The 17,686-nt window shown below is 63.3% G+C and carries 14 protein-coding genes; 10 read left to right on the forward strand and 4 right to left on the reverse strand.

Annotated features, from left to right (window positions below; all coding sequences use genetic code 11):
- Positions 1–32: 32 nt before the first annotated feature.
- The 6 genes from GRI97_RS07120 (at position 33) to GRI97_RS07145 (ending at position 7,855) form a co-directional block, all read left to right on the forward strand.
- The gene (locus GRI97_RS07120) at positions 33–1,547 is read left to right on the forward strand and encodes an acetyl-CoA hydrolase/transferase family protein (RefSeq protein WP_161390358.1); all 1,515 of its coding nucleotides are present in this window, start codon (positions 33–35) and stop codon (positions 1,545–1,547) included.
- 63 nt (positions 1,548–1,610) lie between these two features.
- Positions 1,611–3,671, forward strand: a complete 2,061-nt coding sequence (locus tag GRI97_RS07125; RefSeq protein ID WP_161390359.1) for a carbon starvation CstA family protein — start codon at positions 1,611–1,613, stop codon at positions 3,669–3,671.
- Positions 3,668–3,853 carry a YbdD/YjiX family protein gene (locus GRI97_RS07130; RefSeq protein ID WP_161390360.1) on the forward strand — a complete coding sequence of 62 codons (186 nt, stop codon included), beginning with the start codon at positions 3,668–3,670 and terminating at the stop codon, positions 3,851–3,853. The genes GRI97_RS07125 and GRI97_RS07130 overlap by 4 nt, the downstream gene beginning before the upstream one ends.
- 77 nt (positions 3,854–3,930) lie before the next feature.
- Positions 3,931–5,400 carry a hypothetical protein gene (locus GRI97_RS07135; protein ID WP_161390361.1) on the forward strand — a complete coding sequence of 490 codons (1,470 nt, stop codon included), beginning with the start codon at positions 3,931–3,933 and terminating at the stop codon, positions 5,398–5,400.
- 206 nt (positions 5,401–5,606) lie between these two features.
- Positions 5,607–7,190 (forward strand): SulP family inorganic anion transporter, encoded by a 1,584-nt coding sequence (locus tag GRI97_RS07140; RefSeq protein WP_328598511.1) that lies wholly within the window; start codon positions 5,607–5,609, stop codon positions 7,188–7,190.
- Complete coding sequence (locus GRI97_RS07145; protein ID WP_161390362.1) at positions 7,187–7,855, forward strand: carbonic anhydrase; 669 nt, start codon at positions 7,187–7,189, stop codon at positions 7,853–7,855. Before GRI97_RS07140 ends, GRI97_RS07145 begins: the two co-directional genes overlap by 4 nt.
- A 69-nt stretch (positions 7,856–7,924) precedes the next feature.
- Here the strand turns inward: GRI97_RS07145 and GRI97_RS07150 are convergent, their stop codons facing one another.
- Complete coding sequence (locus GRI97_RS07150; protein ID WP_235917633.1) at positions 7,925–8,671, reverse strand: helix-turn-helix domain-containing protein; 747 nt, start codon at positions 8,669–8,671, stop codon at positions 7,925–7,927.
- A 175-nt stretch (positions 8,672–8,846) separates the two neighbouring features.
- Here GRI97_RS07150 and GRI97_RS07155 point away from each other — a divergent pair, with 175 nt between their 5' ends.
- From GRI97_RS07155 to GRI97_RS07165, 3 genes are all read left to right on the forward strand, one after another.
- Entirely contained in the window at positions 8,847–10,994 is a 2,148-nt protein-coding gene (locus tag GRI97_RS07155) for a marine proteobacterial sortase target protein (protein ID WP_235917634.1), read from the forward strand.
- Entirely contained in the window at positions 10,991–11,704 is a 714-nt protein-coding gene (locus GRI97_RS07160; protein WP_161390364.1) for a class D sortase, read from the forward strand. The genes GRI97_RS07155 and GRI97_RS07160 overlap by 4 nt, the downstream gene beginning before the upstream one ends.
- 399 nt (positions 11,705–12,103) lie before the next feature.
- The gene (locus GRI97_RS07165; RefSeq protein ID WP_202392600.1) at positions 12,104–14,107 is read left to right on the forward strand and encodes a TonB-dependent receptor domain-containing protein; all 2,004 of its coding nucleotides are present in this window, start codon (positions 12,104–12,106) and stop codon (positions 14,105–14,107) included.
- Between the two features lie 140 nt (positions 14,108–14,247).
- Here GRI97_RS07165 and GRI97_RS07170 read toward each other — a convergent pair whose 3' ends face one another.
- On the reverse strand, positions 14,248–14,550 hold the full coding sequence (locus GRI97_RS07170) for a hypothetical protein (RefSeq protein WP_161390366.1): 303 nt from the start codon (positions 14,548–14,550) through the stop codon (positions 14,248–14,250).
- A gap of 132 nt (positions 14,551–14,682) precedes the next feature.
- A complete protein-coding gene (locus GRI97_RS07175) occupies positions 14,683–16,014 on the reverse strand; it encodes an NAD(P)/FAD-dependent oxidoreductase (protein WP_161390367.1) in 1,332 nt (443 codons plus the stop codon).
- Between the two features lie 220 nt (positions 16,015–16,234).
- Here GRI97_RS07175 and GRI97_RS07180 point away from each other — a divergent pair, with 220 nt between their 5' ends.
- A complete protein-coding gene (locus tag GRI97_RS07180) occupies positions 16,235–16,492 on the forward strand; it encodes a hypothetical protein (protein ID WP_161390368.1) in 258 nt (85 codons plus the stop codon).
- A gap of 51 nt (positions 16,493–16,543) precedes the next feature.
- On the opposite strand, the gene epsC is transcribed toward GRI97_RS07180, so the two are convergent.
- Positions 16,544–17,509: a serine O-acetyltransferase EpsC gene (epsC, locus tag GRI97_RS07185; protein ID WP_161390369.1), complete on the reverse strand. Its 966-nt coding sequence runs from the start codon at positions 17,507–17,509 to the stop codon at positions 16,544–16,546.
- Positions 17,510–17,686 lie beyond the last annotated feature (177 nt).

Raw genomic sequence — 17,686 nt, forward strand, 5'->3', positions numbered from 1 at the left:
ATCCGGCAGATATTTTTCTGACGGAGCCCCAGATGACCAGCGCGCGTATTTCCGATCCCAGCCTGCTGTCCAAAGTGATGGCTGCCGATGCCGCCGCGTCGCTGATCACCCCTGGCACGACCGTGGGGATGAGCGGCTTCACCGGTTCCGGCTATCCCAAGGCGGTGCCGATGGCGCTGGCAGCGCAGATCGAGGATGCGCATGCGGCAGGGGATGATTTCCGCATCCGCGTCTGGTCCGGCGCCTCCACCGGGCCCGAGCTTGATGGCGCGCTGGCGAAGGCGAAGGGCATCGAATTCCGCCTGCCCTACAATTCCGACCCCATCGCCCGCGAACAGATCAACAATGGCGAGATGAAGTATTTCGACATGCATCTGAGCCAGGTGGCACCGATGGCCTGGCAGGGATTTCTCGGTCCGCTGGACACGGCGCTGATCGAGGTCAGCGCCATTCTACCGGGTGGGGAACTGGTGCCGTCTTCCTCCGTCGGCAACAACAAGACCTGGCTCGACCGGGCGGACAAGATCATCCTGGAGGTCAACCACTGGCAGCATGAAGCGCTGCGCGGGATGCACGATATCTATTACGGCACGGCCCTGCCGCCGGCGCGGGTGCCGATCCCGCTGGTCCGCCCGGATGATCGTATCGGCCAGACGACGCTGCGCTGCGATCCGGCGAAGATCGTCGCGATCGTGGAAACCCATGCGCCGGACCGCAATCTGCCGTTCAAGCCGGCCGATGACAGCGCGCTGCGCATCGCTGGCCATCTGCTGGAATTCTTCGGGCACGAGGTGGCGAAGGGGCGGCTGCCGGCACAATTGCTGCCGCTGCAATCGGGTGTGGGCAATATCGCCAACGCCGTGCTGACCGGGCTGGAGGACAGCCCGTTCGAACAGCTGACCGCCTATACCGAAGTGCTGCAGGATGGCATGCTGGACCTGCTGAAGGCGGACAAGCTCCGCATGGCATCGGCCACGGCATTTTCCCTGAGCCCCGAGGCGGCGGAAGAGCTGAACCGCGATATGGAACTGTATCGCCAGCGGATCATCCTGCGTCCGCAGGAAATCAGCAATCACCCCGAACTGGTGCGCCGGCTGGGCTGCATCGCCATGAACGGCATGATCGAGGCGGATATCTATGGCGCGGTCAATTCCACCCATGTGATGGGATCGCGCATCCAGAACGGCATCGGCGGATCGGGCGATTTTGCCCGCAATGCCTATATCTCCATCTTCATGGCGCCCTCGACCGCGAAGAACGGCGCGATTTCCACCATTGTGCCGCAGGCCAGCCATGTTGATCACATCAATCAGGATGTGCAGGTGATCGTGACCGAACAGGGCCTGGCCGACCTGCGTGGGCTGGCCCCGCGCGAACGGGCGCAGCTGATCATCAACAATTGCGCCCATCCGGATTTCCGCCCGATGCTGCAGGATTATTATGACCGGGCCAGTCGCGATTCCTATGGCAAGCATTCGCCTTCGCTGCTGACGGAGGCGCTTTCCTGGCACCAGCGCTTCGTCCAAACCGGCAGCATGCGGAGGTAATTTGCGCTTCGCTTGCAATGATCCCCTCAGCACCGCACAAGCCGGGGCTGAGGAGGAGGGCGCGTGAAACATTTACCCTGGATAGTGCTGGCACTGATCGGCTTCGTCTGCCTGACCGTTCTGGCAACGGTGCGTGGTGAACAGATCAATGCGCTGTGGATCGTGGTGGCGGCGGTCAGCACCTTCCTGGTCGCCTATCGCTATTACGCGCTCTTCATTTCCACACGGGTGATGCGGCTCGATCCGCTACGCGCTACCCCGGCGCATTATCGCGGCGACGGGCTCGACTATGTGCCGACCGACCGGCGCGTGCTGTTCGGCCATCATTTCGCGGCAATTGCGGGGGCCGGGCCGCTGGTCGGGCCGGTGCTGGCGGCGCAGATGGGTTATCTGCCCGGCACGCTGTGGATCATCGGCGGCGTGGTCCTGGCCGGCGCGGTGCAGGATTTCATGGTCCTGTTCATTTCCATGCGCCGCGACGGCAAGTCTCTCGGCGAACTCGTCCGCACGGAAATGGGCCCGCTGGCGGGCACGATCGCCCTGGCCGGCGCCTTTATGATCATGGTCATCATCCTGGCGGTGCTGGCGCTGATCGTGGTGCGCGCGCTGGCGGAAAGCCCCTGGGGCATGTTCACCGTAGCCGCCACCGTGCCGCTGGCGCTGTTCATGGGGGTCTATACCCGCTGGATCAGGCCGGGCCGCATCGGGGAGGTGTCGTTGCTCGGCTTTGTCGGGCTGATCTTCGCGATATTCTTCGGCCAGACCGTGGCCGCTTCGCCCGTCTGGGGCCCGATCTTCACCTTCACGCCGCAGGCGCTGTGCTGGATCCTGATCGGCTATGGCGCGGTCGCCTCCGTTCTGCCGGTGTGGCTGCTGCTGGCGCCGCGCGATTATCTGTCCACCTTCCTCAAGATCGGGGCCATCGCCGCGCTCGCCATCGGCATCGTCATCATGGCGCCGCCGCTGCAGATGCCGGCGCTGACCCAGTTCATCGACGGCGGCGGGCCGGTCTGGTCGGGATCGCTGTTCCCGTTCCTCTTCATTACCATCGCCTGCGGGGCGGTGTCCGGCTTTCACGCGCTGATTTCCAGCGGCACCACGCCTAAGCTGATCGCCAGCGAAACCGATGCACCGATGATCGGCTATGGCGCGATGCTGATGGAAGCCTTCGTCGCTATCATGGCCATGGTCGGTGCCTCGATCCTGGATCCCGGAATTTACTTCGCCATGAACAGCCCGGTGGCGATCACCGGCGGCGACCCCGTAAGCGCGGCAGCCGCCGTGACGGCGATGGGCTTCCCGGTTTCGGCTGATACGCTGGTGCAGACGGCCAGGGATGTGGGCGAAGCCAGCGTGGTATCGCGCACCGGTGGCGCCCCGACGCTGGCGGTGGCGATGGCGGAAATCTTCAGCCATGTGCTGGGCGGCCCGGCGATGAAAGCGTTCTGGTATCACTTTGCCATTCTGTTCGAGGCGCTGTTCATCCTGACCGCCGTGGACGCCGGCACCCGAGCCGGGCGGTTCATGCTGCAGGATCTGATCGGCCTGGCCATTCCATCCTTCCGCGAAAACAACACGCTGATGCCTGGGCTGGTGGCGACGGGGCTCTGCGTCGCGGCCTGGGGCTTCTTCCTCTATCAGGGGGTCAATGATCCGCTGGGCGGGGTGAACACGCTGTGGCCGGTGTTCGGCATTTCCAATCAGATGCTCGCCGCCGTGGCGCTGATGCTGGCGACGGTGGTGCTGTTCCGCATGAAGCAGCAGCGTTACGCCTGGGTCACGGTGGTCCCGACCGTATGGTTGCTGATCTGCACGCTGACGGCCGGTACGCTGAAGCTGTTTTCCAGCGATCCGGCGGTCGGTTTCCTGGCCCATGCGCGGAAATTCGCCGATGCCGCCGCGCGCGATGAAGTGCTGGCCCCGGCCAAATCCATGGCGGAGATGAATGCGATCATCTTCAACGACCGGATCGACGCGGCGCTGTGCGGGCTGTTCCTGGCGGTGGTGGTGTCGCTGATGGTCTTCACCGTGCGCACTTGCATCGCCGCGCTGCGCGATCCCGAGCCGAGCATTCGCGAAGCCCCGGCGCGGGAAATGCAGGCCTATATGGAGCCGGCCGAATGAGCCGCCTGCTCGAGCTCTTGCGCGAATGTGCGCGACTGATGGTCGGGCAACCGTCTTACGAGGCCTATTGCCGGCATATGGCGCGCCATCACCCCGATGCGGAAGTGATGGATCGCACGGCGTTCTTCCGCAACCGGGAACAGGCCCGCTATGGCGGGGCGGGCGGGGGCAAGTGCTGCTGAGCGGGTTTCACGGCTGGTAAGGATTTGCCGGCTAAGGCAGGCTGGTCTCCATCTGCCGATCCGAAGGGATGCGCCCCGTGTTCAATATCGATCGCTGCAAGCCGCTGGTCGTCTTCGCTCTGCCGCTGCTCGCCTGCGTGGCCAGCCCGACCAATCTGTCCGGCGCGGTCGATGGGCGCGTGGTCCGCATGGTGCAGCCCCGGCTGGAGGCGGAACCGGTGCTGGGGCCCGATGCCGATACGGCAGTGACGGCGGGCCCCCAGGCCGCGACGCTGAACAGCGATTACCCGTTCTACATGCCGATGCAGCAACTGCGCCGCCCGGCCATGGTGCTGACGGTCAAGTGCGAGGCATCGCAGGCGGCGGGCAAGGAAGTCTATGGCGGGCGCGATGGCGCGGCCTATTACGGCCGGGCCGAGGGCGGGATAGAGATCGTCTATGATGCGCAGGATCGGGCGGGCCGGCCTTGCGTCTATCCCTTCGCCCCGGCCATGCCCCAGACGGCGGGCAATCTGGACGGCACGCAATATATCATCCGGTCTTCCATCCCAGGCCAGCGGGCGGTGTTCCGCACCAGCGACCAATGGGCGACGATCAATCTGCGGATGTTCGAACTGGGCCGCCAGCGCGTGCATTTCGAAATGCGCGACATCGAGATCGATTTTCCCGGCGCGGTGCAGGCGCGCGGTGCGCTGCATTTGGAAGTGGTTGGTTCGGTGGCGCCGGGGCTGTTCACCGCCGTGGTGCGCCGGTCCAAGATCTTCGGCGGCAAGAATGGCATCTTCGTGCCTGGCGGGCAGACGATGCTCTATATCGAAGACAGCGATATTGCTGGCAATGTCGGTGGCAATGTCGACCAGGAACACAGCACCTATATCAACGGCACGCTGGTATCGCATTTTCGCAATTCGGTGTGGCGCGGGCAACTGGCATGGAAGAACATCGCCAGCGGGCACCAGTTGAAGGACAAGGCCTATCTGCGGATCTATGAGGATCTGATCGTGTCCAACCAGCCGAGCGGAGAAACCGCATCGGCGATGCCGCTGGTCGATATTTCCGCCTTCGGTTTCACTTGGTCCAACAATCTGCAATTGCGTCGGTTCGAACCGGCGCAGGCACCGCGGGATTCGCTGGTCGATCTGCGGACCGAGATTTTGTATGGTCAGCCAGACCTTTACCCGTGGGATGTAATGGTCAATCGCGGCTGGCAGATGCCGGCCGATCCACTGACGGCGCTGGATCAGGTCTATCTGTCGGTGTTTATGAACACCCAGGTCGAAAGTTTCCGCGATGAGCCTTATGTCTTTGCGCTGCGGCCTCAGGGAACCAATCTGGTTGCGGGGAGCAACACGGTGGAAGGCAATGAGCGCACCACCAGGGCGCAGCAGCGGCTGGTTTCGATCGCCTTCAACACCAGCGGCCATGTGCGCCAGGCCTATTCCCGCGAAGGCTGGACCTACTCCAATCCGCAACTGCCGCCAGGCGCCATGTGGATCAAGGATCGCGATGCTTTCATCCGTCACGCGCTGGGTCTGATCGGCCGCTGAGCTGGTTGCCGGTTTCGAGGTTGACCTGCTCGCGTCGGCAGGCCCTACGCCAGCAATAATTCATAACATTAATGTATTTGGCAAACCCGGCCCGTTTCGCACATGCAGCACACTGAGCAAGCATGCGGGTTCCCGGCATGGCAGGCTCGTCCCCGATGTGGGCGATGCCGCCGGTCGTGAACCGGAACCGACATAGAGGAAGAACCGTGGCCTCCAGTTCAAATATATTCTCCAGCTGGCGAGCGGATTTGCCAGCCTCGATCGTGGTGGCGCTCGTCGCGCTGCCGCTGTGCCTTGGCGTGGCGCTGGCATCCGGTGCACCGCTGTTTTCCGGCCTGATCGCCGGTTGTGTCGGCGGCATTGTCGTCGGCTTCCTGTCCAAATCACCGCTGTCGGTGGCGGGTCCGGCGGCCGGCCTGACCGTGATCGTCTTCGCGGCGATCGAGCAACTGCCCAGCTTCGAAGCCTTCCTGCTGGCGACCTTTCTTGCCGGCGTGATCCAGATCGCCTTCTTCTTCACCCGATCGGGCGTGCTGGCTGAATTCGTGCCATCTTCGGTGGTCACGGGCATGCTTGCGGCGATCGGTCTGATTCTGATCCTGAAGCAGATCCCCCACGCGATCGGCTATGATGGCGATTACGAAGGCGATTTCCGCTTCCTGCAGGCAGACGGGCTGAACACGCTGACCGCGATCGGGCACACGATTGCCAACAGCGTGCTGTGGGGTGCCGTGATCATTGGCCTCGGCAGCCTGGCATTCCTGTTCTGGTGGGACAAGGTGAAGCCGACCGAAGGTCCGCTGCGCTTCGTTCCCGGGCCGCTGGTGGTCGTGGTGCTGGGCGTGATCGTCAACTGGCTGTTCGGCCTGGTTGCGCCGTCGCTGCAGCTGACCCAGACCCATCTGGTGCAGGTGCCGATCAGCGGATCGCTGACCGAATTCGTCGGCCTGTTCTCCACCCCGGATTTCAGCCAGATTTCCAACAGCGCCGTCTGGACAATCGCCATCACCCTGGCGATCGTTGCCAGCCTAGAATCGCTGCTGAGCGTGAAGGCCGTGGACGAAATCGATCCGCAACGCCGCACCACCCCCAAGAACTGGGAAATGCTGGCCCAGGGTGGCGGCAATATGGTGTCCGGCCTGATCGGCGGTCTGCCGGTTACCTCGGTGATCGTGCGCTCTTCGGCTAACGTGGAAGCCCGCGCCGAAAGCAAGCTGTCGACCATCCTGCATGGTACCTGGCTGCTGCTGAGCGTGCTGCTGATCCCGGTGATCCTCAACCTGATCCCGCTGTCGGCTCTGGCCGCCGTGCTGATCGCCACCGGTTACAAGCTGACCAAGCCGGAACTCTACACCAAGCGGTGGAAGCAGGGTTACACCCAGTTCGTACCCTTCGTGGTAACGGTTGGCGCGATCCTGTTCACCGATCTGCTGGTCGGCATCGTCATCGGTCTGGTCGTCGGCTTCGTGTTCGTCATCGCGCGGAATTTCCGCACCGCGATCACCTATGCCTGCGATGTGGATGGCGACTGCCTGATCCGTGCGCGCCGCAATCTGTACTTCATTCACAAGTACGAACTGCAGCAGAAGCTGGACCAGGTGCCTGACAATGCGCATCTGCTGATCGATCTGTCGTCGACCAGCTATGTCGATCTCGACAACATCGATGTCATCAACGCCTTCATCAAGGGCGCCCCCTTCCGCAATATCTCGGTCCTGGTGCGTGGCGATGTCGCCGAACGCACGGCGCCGCTGATCAATGCCCCAACCGAACAGGTGGTTTACGCATGAGGGAATCCAAGCAACTGCTGCTCGCCAACAAGGCCTGGGCTGCCGAACTGACGGATGAGAACAAGGATTTCTTCCGTCGCCAGATCGCCGGGCAGCGCCCGAAGTTCCTCTGGATCGGCTGTTCGGACAGCCGCGTGGCGCCTGAGCAGATGACCCAGGCCGCCCCGGGCGCGCTGTTCCTGCACCGGAACATCGCCAATCTGGTCAATCCGGGCGATCTCAACCTGATGTCGGTGCTGCAATTTGCGGTCGACGTGCTGGAAGTGTCGAACATCGTCGTGTGCGGTCACCACAGCTGCGGCGGTATTCGCGCCGCGCTGACCGGTGGCACCACCGGCGCAGTGGATGATTGGCTGGATGGGGCACGCCAGGTGCTGCACAACCATGCCGACGAAATCCATTCGCAGCCCAATGAGGAAGCCCAGGTCAACCGGCTGGTGGAAATCAACGTCTGCGATCAGCTGGTGAAGCTGGCCGGCACCGAAACCGTGCAGAAGGCCTTTGCCGCGGAAAAGAACCTGACCCTGCACGGCTGGGTCTATGACATTCGCGATGGCCTGCTCAAGCCGCTGCAGAAGATCAACCGCACCACCGATCTCAGCCAGATCGACCGGCCCGAGCGCGTGCTGCTGTCGACCGCTGAACTGGAAGCGGAAGTAATCTGACCTGACCGGCTGACGAGTTGGAGAGGGTGACGGGCCGGGGCGGAAAACCGCTTCCGGCCCGTCGCATATCTAGCCGTACCAGCGGCAGAAATCATTGCCGGTCGCCTGATCCAGCATCTCCCGGCAGGCGCCATGGTGCAGATTGTTGCTGGCGATCAGCCCGAATTGCGGATCGGGCATCTGATCCATCGGCACCAACGCGATCGGACAGGCCACGGGCAGCAATTGCGATCCCGATCCCGCCTGCAGCGTGGTCAGCAGGCCGAACATCCGCCTTTCCCGCGTGCCGCGACCCAGCATGATCATCCGGTACTGGCCTTCCTCGCTCGTCACCAGATAGGTGTGGCCGGAAAGATTGGGCATGGAGACATAGCCGGCCTGGGTGAAGGCGCTGTCGGCCCGGTCGTGTTCGGTGAAGCGTAGATGGCCGGCATCATCGTCCCACAGGATCAGGGTGCGATAGGCATAGATCGCCTCGGGATCGCTGAAGGCCGGGCGCAGCGTCAGATATTCGCCCTCGATCCAGCGGACTGCCGGGCGGCTGTAGGAACCCATGTGTTCGGGCGCCAGCGCCGCCTCTGCCGGTGGGGCGGTTTCAGCATGGCGCAGCGGCGTGCCCAGCACATCTTCGATCCGCACCAGCGTGGCGAGGGTGAAGGGGCGGCTGCCGGACAGCGCCTTTTCCAAAGTGGACAGGCTGATCCGCGCCATATCGGCCAGCGCCTGACGCGAAATGCGGCGCCGGGCCAGCTCTTCACGCAGGCGGGCGGCGATGGCTTCGTGCTCGGTGCCGGTCGGTTCTGTGGTGCTGTTCATGCTCTCTCCCCGGACAATTCCGCACATTTGCGTACATTCTGTCAAGCTGCGTGCCGGAAACCGCCGCTTTCCGCCGCGCTTGGCCGGGGATGGCGGCAAGTGGCGGGCATGTCGCGTGGCTGTCCGGCATGGTGCATGTCTAGTCAGCAGGCTCCCGAACCGAAGGAGCCTGATCATGTTGCCGACCCCCAACCGCCGCCGCATCTCTGCCAACGCCGCCGCCCGCGAACATCGTCGCCGGCTCGGCATCGGCACCATGGCGCTGATGGCCGTGGTGATGAGCTGCCTGGTATCGACCCAGCTGCGCGCGCAGGATGGCGCCGATCCCGCTGCCGGCGGCGCGCTGATGCTGCAGGGCAAGGAAGGGGCGGCCATGCCCGCCGTGCGGCTGGGCACCGATATGGACGTGACCGTGACCGGGCAGATTCTGCGCGTGCGCGTGACCCAGGCCTTCCGCAACACCAGCAATGAATGGATGGAGGCAACCTATCTTTATCCGCTGCCCGATGATGGCGCGGTCGATACGCTCAACATGGTGGTCGGCCAGCGGGTGATCGTCGGCAAGATCGCGGAGCGGGAAGAGGCGCGCCAGATTTATGATCAAGCACGATCCGAAGGGCGTAAGGCTGGGCTGGTGGAATCGAGCCGGCCCAATCTGTTCCGCAATTCGGTCGCCAATATCGGCCCGGGTGAAACCGTGCTGGTCTCCATAGAATATCAGGCGCCGGTGCGGCAGCTGGCCGGCGAATTCGCCCTGCGCCTGCCGCTGGTGGTCGGCCCGCGCTATGTGCCGCCGCATACGCTGACCGATGGCGCGGCGCGGGCCGATGCGGCGCAGGTCACGGCACCGCTGGCGAGCCCGGCGCTCGGCAATTCGCTGAACCCGGTGTCGATCACCGTGCATCTGGCGCCGGGCTTCGTGCCGGCCAACATCATCAGCCCCTATCACCGGATTTCGGTCGCCGATGCGGGGGCGCAGGCGCGCACCATCACGCTGGCCGCAGGGGAGGAACCGGCGGATCGCGATTTCGAACTGCGCTGGCGTTCGGCCAGTGCCGACCCGACGCTGGGCCTGTTTCGCCAGACCCTCGGCGGGCAGGATTATGTGATGGCTGCGATCACCCCGCAGGCAGAGGTTGAAGCTGGCAAGCTGCCCCCGCGCGAGATGATTTTCGTGATCGACAACAGCGGATCGATGAGCGGCGGATCGATGGAGGCGGCCAAAGAGAGCCTGCTGCATGCGCTGACCACGCTGCGTCCGGAAGACCGGTTCAACATCATCCGTTTCGACGATACGCTGACCGCGCTGTTCGATCATGCGACTCTGGCCAGCGCGGAACAGGTCGCGCTCGCGCGGCGCTTTACCGAAGATTTGAAGGCCACGGGTGGCACCGAAATGCTGCCGGCCCTGCGCACGGCGCTGACGGACGACCGGCCGACCGACAAGGCGCTGCGGCAGGTGATTTTCCTGACCGATGGCGATCTGTCGAACGAGAAGGAGATGATGGCAGAGATTGCGGCCAATGGCGGGCGCAGCAGCGTGTTCATGATCGGCATCGGATCGGCGCCGAACAACTTCCTGATGCGCCGCATGGCGGAGGCAGGGCGTGGCACATACACCAATATCGGCACCGGTGACGAAGTGATGGCCAAGATGACCGCGCTGCTCGAACGGCTGAAGGCGCCGGCCATGCGCGACATCAGCGTGAGGGTGGAGGGGACTTCGCTCGAACTCGCGCCCCGGGTTCTGCCTACGCTTTATGCCGGGGAACCGCTGGTGCTGCTGGGGCCGGGTGACGGGCTGGAAGGGCGGCTGGTCGTCAGCGGCACGATCGGCGATCGGCGCTGGAGCCAGACGGTCGAGTTGAAAGACGCGGCGGACAGTCCATCCGTGGCGCGGCTCTGGGCCAATCGCCGGGTCGCCGATGTCGAGGCGCAGCGCTGGTCGCAGGAGATTTCGGAGGATGAAGCCGATGGCGCCGTTCGCGAACTGGGGTTGGGTTTCCACATCGTCACCAGCCAGACCAGCCTGGTCGCGGTGGATGAAACACCCAGCCGCCCGCAAGGCGCGCGGCTGACGCAGGAAGAATTGCCACTGCTGCTGCCGAGCGGGTGGAATTTCGATGCGCTGTTTGGTGGTGATGCCGCGCAAACGGTGAACCGCGCAGCTCCGCCCGAACAGATGCAGGAACTTGATCTGCCGCAGACCGGCACAGGTTTTGTCGGAACGATCTTGCGCGGGCTGGCGCTGCTGCTGGCCGGGATTGCCGGGCTGCTGACCTGGCGTCGTCGCGGCACCCGTGTCGAAGGGGAAGCAGCATGATCCGGATCGCAGGATATTTCGGAGGAGGTCGCGCCATCGGGCGCGGCCTTTTCCTGCTCGCTTGCCTCGGCGGCTGCGCCGCCGGGCTGGGCATGATCGCGCAGGGTGCGGCGGTGCCGGTCACCGCGCATGTGGCGCAGCAGGGATTGGAACAGCAGTTCGAACAGCAACGCGCTGTCTTCAACCGGGCAGCGAAGCCGGTGCTGTCAGCACCGGCCGGAACTAGCAACCGCGCGGCAGCCGTGTCCGCCCCGGCGCTGAATGTCCGCCAGACGTCGGTTCCGGTCACCCTGCCGGCGCAGGGGCCGATTGCGCGACTCACGGTGGAGCGGCTGGGGATCAGCGAGATCATTCTGGGTGCAGCGGCCGATATGGAGGGCCAATTGCGGCGTGCGCCGGTGTTGATTAGCCGCAGCAGCGGGACACAGCCGGTCTCCGTCATGGCGGCGCATCGTGACACGCACTTCCTGTTCATCCGGGATTTGCAGCCGGATGATGTGGTCCGGATCGAATGGGTGACCGGCCAGGAAGAGCAATATCGCATCACCGGATTTGCAACGCTGCGCTGGGATGAATTCGCCTATCCCCTTGATCCGGATCGACCTTTGCTGGCGCTCAGCACCTGCTATCCGTTTGGCGGCACCGAATATGGCGGGCCCTGGCGCCGGGTGGCTTGGGCGGAAAAGATCTCCCAGCCGATACTTTCGTGAATATGGGTTATTCGATTCTGATATTAGGCAAAGCCCCGAACCCGTCGCTATCGCGAGGCAATCGCAATAATGTAGCAAAACGTCGCGATTTGTCGTAGGGGACACAACATGAGGTTTGATGTGACGGGGGCGCAGGGGGCGTCATCCTGTTGTGCAGTCTGGTTTGCAAGCTGTGTGATGCCGCCGGGTTGATCGCGGCCGACCGGGGAGCCGGTCAGGCGTGCGTAAGGCTACGCCGCCAGCAGTTTTCGCTGCCGCCAATCGCCTGACGCGATGGCCGGCGGTGACCAGCCAGCAAGAGAAAAATACCCCTGCCGCGCGGGATACCGCCTGGTGGGCTGGAGCTTTGTTATGCGTGTAAACAGCAATTCTTCCCGTGCCTTGATGCTTTGCGGTGCCATGATTCTCGCGCCCGCCATTGCCCATGCCGAAGTCGCCGCAACCAGCGAAGCGGCAAGCGCCGTGGAAGATGATACAAACAGGGAAGGCAGCACGATCATCGTCACCGCCGCTGCCACCGGCGTGGATATTCGCGATGCCCCCGCATCGGTCAGCGTCATCACCCGTGAAGAGATCGAACGTCAGCCGGTGCAGAGCCTGGGCGAACTGCTCGGCCGTTTGCCGGGTGTAACCGGCGGCATCAGCCCGACCGGCGCCATGTCCAAGATCACCATTCGCGGCCTGTCGGACAATTACACCCTGATGCTGGTCAATGGCCGCCGCATCGGCAATTCACGCGACATCGCCTATCGCCCCGATCTGGGCCGGCAGAACCTCAACTGGATTTCGCCCGACATGATCGAGCGGATCGAGGTCGTGCGTGGCCCGATGTCGTCGATCTATGGTTCGGACGCCATGGGCGGGGTGATCAACATCATCACCCGGAAGATCGCCCCCAATTGGCGCGGCTCGGCCAATGCCAGCTATACGCTGCAGGAGCAGGCCGATCGGGGCGATTCCTACCAGGTCGGCGGCAATGTCACCGGCCCGATCACCGACAGCATCGGCCTGACGCTGGGCGGCACCTATGCCCGCACCGATCCGGATGAGGTGATCCTGGCCGGCAACAATGGCGCAGCCGGTGTCTCCAGCACCAATCTGACCGGCGGGCTGAACTGGCGCCCGGCAGAGGGGCATGATGTTTCTGCCGAAGTCACCTATGGCCTGGAAGACCCGATCGCACCGACGACCCGGGCGGCCAATGGCAATGCGCAGAGCGCATTTGGTTCGAATACGGAGCGGCTCGGCCTGCGGCTGGGTCATGAAGGGGATTGGGGTTTCGCCAGTTCGCGGCTCGACATCTATCACAATTCCTATGTGAACACCGATCAGGCCGATTCAGGCGGCACGGCGGAATTCAAGGAATTCATCATCGATGGCCTCATCAATTTCGAGGCCAATCTGCTGGTCGCGCACAAGCTGGCCGTGGGTGGGCAGTATCGCGAAGAAGAGCTGACCAACACCGACACCATCGGCACCATTCCGATCGATTATGATGGCAATGTCGTCGATGGCGCCACATTGACCGGGCACACGGCGGCACTGTTCATTGAGGACCAGATCGGACTGGTCAAGGAACTGCATCTGACTTTGGGCGGTCGTCTGGACAGCCATCATCGCTATGGCGAAAACTTCAGCCCTCGTGCCTATCTGGTCTGGCATCCGATCGAGCAGGTGACACTGCGTGGCGGCATTTCGCGCGGCTTCCGCGCCCCGTCGCTGAAGGAAAACAGCGCCGGTGCCGCCACCCAATCGGGCGGCAATGGCTGCAGGTCGCTCGTCGGCCTGGGCTACACCACCGGTGGTTGCTACATGGCGGGCAATCCTGATCTCGATCCGGAAGAAAGCACCAATTACGAAGTGGGTGCCCAGTGGGATTCCGATCTGCTCCAGCTCGGAGCAACCTATTTCTACACCGACTTCAAGAACAAGATCGAATACGCTCCGCTCGGCTTCTTCGAAGGGCGCTGGTGGACGCAGATGCGCAATGTCCAGCGTGCCCGCACACAAGGGTTGGAACTGACCGGTCAGCTGCGTCCGGCCGAAACCATCACCGTTCGCGCCAACGCCACATGGATGATGGAAGCCAAGAACCTTGATACGGGCGCCAACCTGATCACAGCCCCGGAATGGTCGGTGTTCGGATCGATCGACTGGCAGCCGACCGAGCGGCTCGGTCTGTTCTTCTCCGGTCAGTATACGGGCAAGCAATTGGGTGGCGGAACCACGCTGACCAATGCCAACACCATCTTCGATCTGAACGCAGCCTATGATGTGACTGATTTTCTGACCCTGCGCGCGGGCGTGATGAATGTGTTCGCCGAACAGATCACCGGCACCGGGGGCTCTGGTTACTATTCGCCAGGCCGCCGCTTCTTCGCGGGGGTGACCACCCGATTCTGAGTTGAGCCGAGATCCGGTTGCCTGACGTTGTTCCGTCCGCAACCGGTTGACGCAACTGACCCGGGGCGCTCCGACCTGCGTCCCGGGTCTTTCTTGTCTGAAGACAGGAAGTTTCGGACATCGCGCCGGAACGGCGCGCGTCAGCCCAGCAGCAGCGTGCTCAGACAGACCAGAATGGCAATGCCGACTGCGCTGGCAGCGACGGGAACCCAGCGGCCGGTGCTGCGGGCAAGTGCTTCGTAAGCGCGCAATTGCGCCTGATAGGCAGGATTGCTGGTGAGGGCCGTGAATTCGACGAAACTCACCTCTCTCAACAAATCATCCAACTCGCCGAATTCATCGGGGGTCAGCGCATCGGATCGGCTCAACAGGGCGCGCGCGCGTTCGCTGGCGCGTTCATGGGATCGGGGGGAAAGGGTGATCCCGGTCGGCGTGCTGGCCATGGTCTTGCATCCTCCCGTCACCCCGGCGCATGATCGCGCGGCCCGATCCCATTATGGAGTCGTTCATCTGACAATTCTGCACAGATGTGCTATCAACTCAACTCAAATAATAGAGATTGGCTGTTTGTCAGGTCAGTGCAGCTTGAGCTGCGGTCTGACGATCTGGTTGACTCTGCCGACCAGCAGCAGCGCCATGCCCCTGGCCCAGCCGTGGATGGCAATCAGATGCATGCGGTAGAGCGATGTATAGACAAACCGCGCCAGCCGCCCTTCGATCGCCATGCGTCCACCGACCAGATTGCCCATCAGGCTGCCAACCGTGGAAAACCGGCTCAGGGACACCAGCGATCCGTGGTCCTGATATATAAATGGTTTCAAAGTTTTGCTGCGCATAATTAGGCCCAGGTTGCGGAACACTGCGCTGGCCATCTGATGCGCGGCCTGGGCACGGGGCGGGACCGGACGTTCCAGCCCTGATCGGGTATGGGAACAGCAATCGCCCATGGCGAAGATCCGCAAGTCGCGGGTAGTCTGCAGTGTGTTGCTGACGATCAGCTGGTTGTTGGCATTGGTTTCGAGGCCCAGCCGGGCCAGCATCGGCGCCGCCTTTACCCCGGCGGCCCAGACCAGCAGATCTGCCTCGATCCGTTCGCCATCTTCGCAGATGATCGCGTGCGGCACCGCCTCTTTCACGCGAGTATCGGCGCGCACATCCACCCCCAGCGCGCGCAATTCACCCTCTGCTGCAGCGGCCAGCCGGGCGGGGAGGGCGGGCAGGATGCGCGGCCCCGCTTCGACCAGGCTGACTTTCAGCCGGCTTTCATCGAACACCTCCAGCCCGAAGTGCCGCAGCGCCCCGGCTGAATTGAACAGTTCTGCCGCGAGTTCCACCCCGGTCGCGCCGCCGCCGACGATCGCCACCCGGACATGCTCGTCGGCATGCCGGTCCAGGCTCATCGCCCGCGACACGCGCAGGCAGTGGTTGAGCAGCAGGTTGCGGAACCGGTCGGCCCCCGCCCGATCATCCAGGAACAGGCAGTTTTCCTTAACTCCCGGGGTGCCGAAATCATTGGTGACCGATCCGATCGCCAGCACCAGATAATCGTAACGGATGCGATGCCGGCCGATCAGCTCGGTCCCGTCATCATCCAGCAGCGGGGCCAGCACCACCTCCCGGTTTGACCGATCAACCCCCTCCAGCGTGCCGAGGAAAAAACGATAGCCCCAGCGGTGGCAATGGCTCCGATATCCGACCTCGTCCAGATTGGCGTCCAGCGCGCCGGCCGCCACCTCATGCAGCAAGGGTTTCCAGATATGCGTTCGGTTGCGTTCGATCAGGATGATGTCGTGGTGCTTGCGGCCATATTTCGCGCCAAGCCTGCGCACGAGTTCCAACCCACCGGCGCCGCCGCCTACTACGACGATCTGGATCTTGCGGGTCTTTAACGGGGTATCTGTGCCCATCGCCGAATTCCTCGCCATCATCTCCCGCCAACTTCGCCTGTTTTCAGGCTGCGCGGCCGCCGGTCAGGCGCGCCGAAGTCGGCTTGGCAACTCTATCAAACAATTGGAAAATTCCCGCAGTAATTTATGGTCGATCGCATTCTGAAACAGAATTGTTCCGGGCTGCCTACTCCTGTGCCAACTGCTTGCCAGGGCCCAAGGCGCGTGGCAGAATTCCGGCATGACGGATATTTCGACAACCGGGGTGTTTGTTTGTCTGGCGGCGTCCGCGCTGCTCGCCAGGTTCCTGCGGCACGGCAGCTTCGCATTGCGGTTGCTGCCCTTGCTCCCGATTGTGCCCGCCATTGTCTTCGGTTTCAACAAGGTCGAGGCGCCGATGCCGGCATGGCTGAATGCTACGATCGGCATCATCGCCCTGCTGGTCATCGGGGTAGATGGGGCGCTTCGTTTCAAAGGCTCTCACCCTGCAAGGGGGTGAACGATGCGGGCAACACAGCAGTTCTGGTAACGGAGAGTTCGGTTGCCCCGCTCAAGCGAACGGGTCCGCCATATCGATCTCGATGCTCGGCCGGCTCTGGCGCACGCGGCTGCCCGGGGCGACCGAATGGGTCAGCCAGACATTGCCGCCGATCACCGATCCGCGGCCGATGGTGATCCGGCCCAGGATGGTGGCGCCGGAATAGATCGTCACGTGATCCTCGATGATCGGGTGGCGCGGCTCATCCTTGACGATGTTGCCGTCATCATCGGTGCTGAAGCTGCGCGCGCCCAGCGTGACCGCCTGGTAGATCCGCACATTGTTGCCGATGATCGCGGTCTGGCCGATCACCACGCCGGTGCCGTGATCGATGAAGAAGCTTTCGCCGATATGGGCGCCGGGGTGGATGTCGATCCCGGTGCGCGAATGGGCCACCTCGGCGATGATCCGCGCCACAAGCGGTGCACCCAGCAGATAGAGCGTATGGGCAATCCGGTGATGGATCACTGCCGTGACGCAGGGGTAGCACAGCAACACCTCATCCACGCTGCGCGCCGCCGGATCGCCCGAATAAGCCGCCTCGATATCGGTATCGATCAGTCGGCGAATTTCCGGCAGGCTGCTGGCGAGCCCGGCCATGATGCGGCGCGTTTCCGTGTCGATATCCGTCGTAGCGCCATCTGCCTGGCAGCGTTGGTTATAGGCCATTTCCATGCGAATCTGGCAGCTGAGCAGCGGCAGCGCCGTTTCCAGCGAGGCGATGACGAAGGCATCTTCATTGTCCGGCGTGATTTCCGCCGGGCCCAGGCGCAGCGGAAACAGCGCCGAACTCAGCGAATCCAGCACCCGCACGATCGCGTGGCGAGAGGGGAAGCCGTGCTGGCCATATTCGATATGGCGGTCCTGCCCGTCACGCCATTGCTGCCGCGCCTGGCGCAGCTGGTTGGCAATCTCCACCACATCGGCATTGGCCGGGCAGCTGGGGGCAATCTCGTCTGCGGGGTGGGGAAAGGCCATGGTCTGCAACTGCCGGGTAAGGGGCCGGGTGGGGCAGGGCCGACGCCTGATTGCCGTCACCACGGGAGAACCGTGTTTTGCCAATGATATCCTGACGTTGACGTCCCGGATAGCTGCTGCTGCAGAGCCGGGGAATTCCGGCCCGAAGCGGGCACCGCTCCTAGCGCGGCGCATTCC

The organism is Croceibacterium xixiisoli (assembly GCF_009827305.1).
Taxonomy (GTDB): Bacteria; Pseudomonadota; Alphaproteobacteria; order Sphingomonadales; family Sphingomonadaceae; genus Croceibacterium_C; species Croceibacterium_C xixiisoli.

What these genes read in the sequence shown, in the direction of transcription:
- GRI97_RS07180 (WP_161390368.1), top strand. Translation starts at nt 16,235, where the DNA reads ATGACGGATATTTCGACAACCGGGGTGTTTGTTTGTCTGGCGGCGTCC.
- GRI97_RS07120 (WP_161390358.1), top strand. Translation starts at nt 33, where the DNA reads ATGACCAGCGCGCGTATTTCCGATCCCAGCCTGCTGTCCAAAGTGATG.
- GRI97_RS07145 (WP_161390362.1), top strand. Translation starts at nt 7,187, where the DNA reads ATGAGGGAATCCAAGCAACTGCTGCTCGCCAACAAGGCCTGGGCTGCC.
- GRI97_RS07155 (WP_235917634.1), top strand. Translation starts at nt 8,847, where the DNA reads ATGTTGCCGACCCCCAACCGCCGCCGCATCTCTGCCAACGCCGCCGCC.
- epsC (WP_161390369.1), bottom strand. Translation starts at nt 17,509, where the DNA reads ATGGCCTTTCCCCACCCCGCAGACGAGATTGCCCCCAGCTGCCCGGCC.
- GRI97_RS07170 (WP_161390366.1), bottom strand. Translation starts at nt 14,550, where the DNA reads ATGGCCAGCACGCCGACCGGGATCACCCTTTCCCCCCGATCCCATGAA.
- GRI97_RS07165 (WP_202392600.1), top strand. Translation starts at nt 12,104, where the DNA reads ATGATTCTCGCGCCCGCCATTGCCCATGCCGAAGTCGCCGCAACCAGC.
- GRI97_RS07160 (WP_161390364.1), top strand. Translation starts at nt 10,991, where the DNA reads ATGATCCGGATCGCAGGATATTTCGGAGGAGGTCGCGCCATCGGGCGC.
- GRI97_RS07130 (WP_161390360.1), top strand. Translation starts at nt 3,668, where the DNA reads ATGAGCCGCCTGCTCGAGCTCTTGCGCGAATGTGCGCGACTGATGGTC.
- GRI97_RS07175 (WP_161390367.1), bottom strand. Translation starts at nt 16,014, where the DNA reads ATGGGCACAGATACCCCGTTAAAGACCCGCAAGATCCAGATCGTCGTA.
- GRI97_RS07150 (WP_235917633.1), bottom strand. Translation starts at nt 8,671, where the DNA reads ATGAACAGCACCACAGAACCGACCGGCACCGAGCACGAAGCCATCGCC.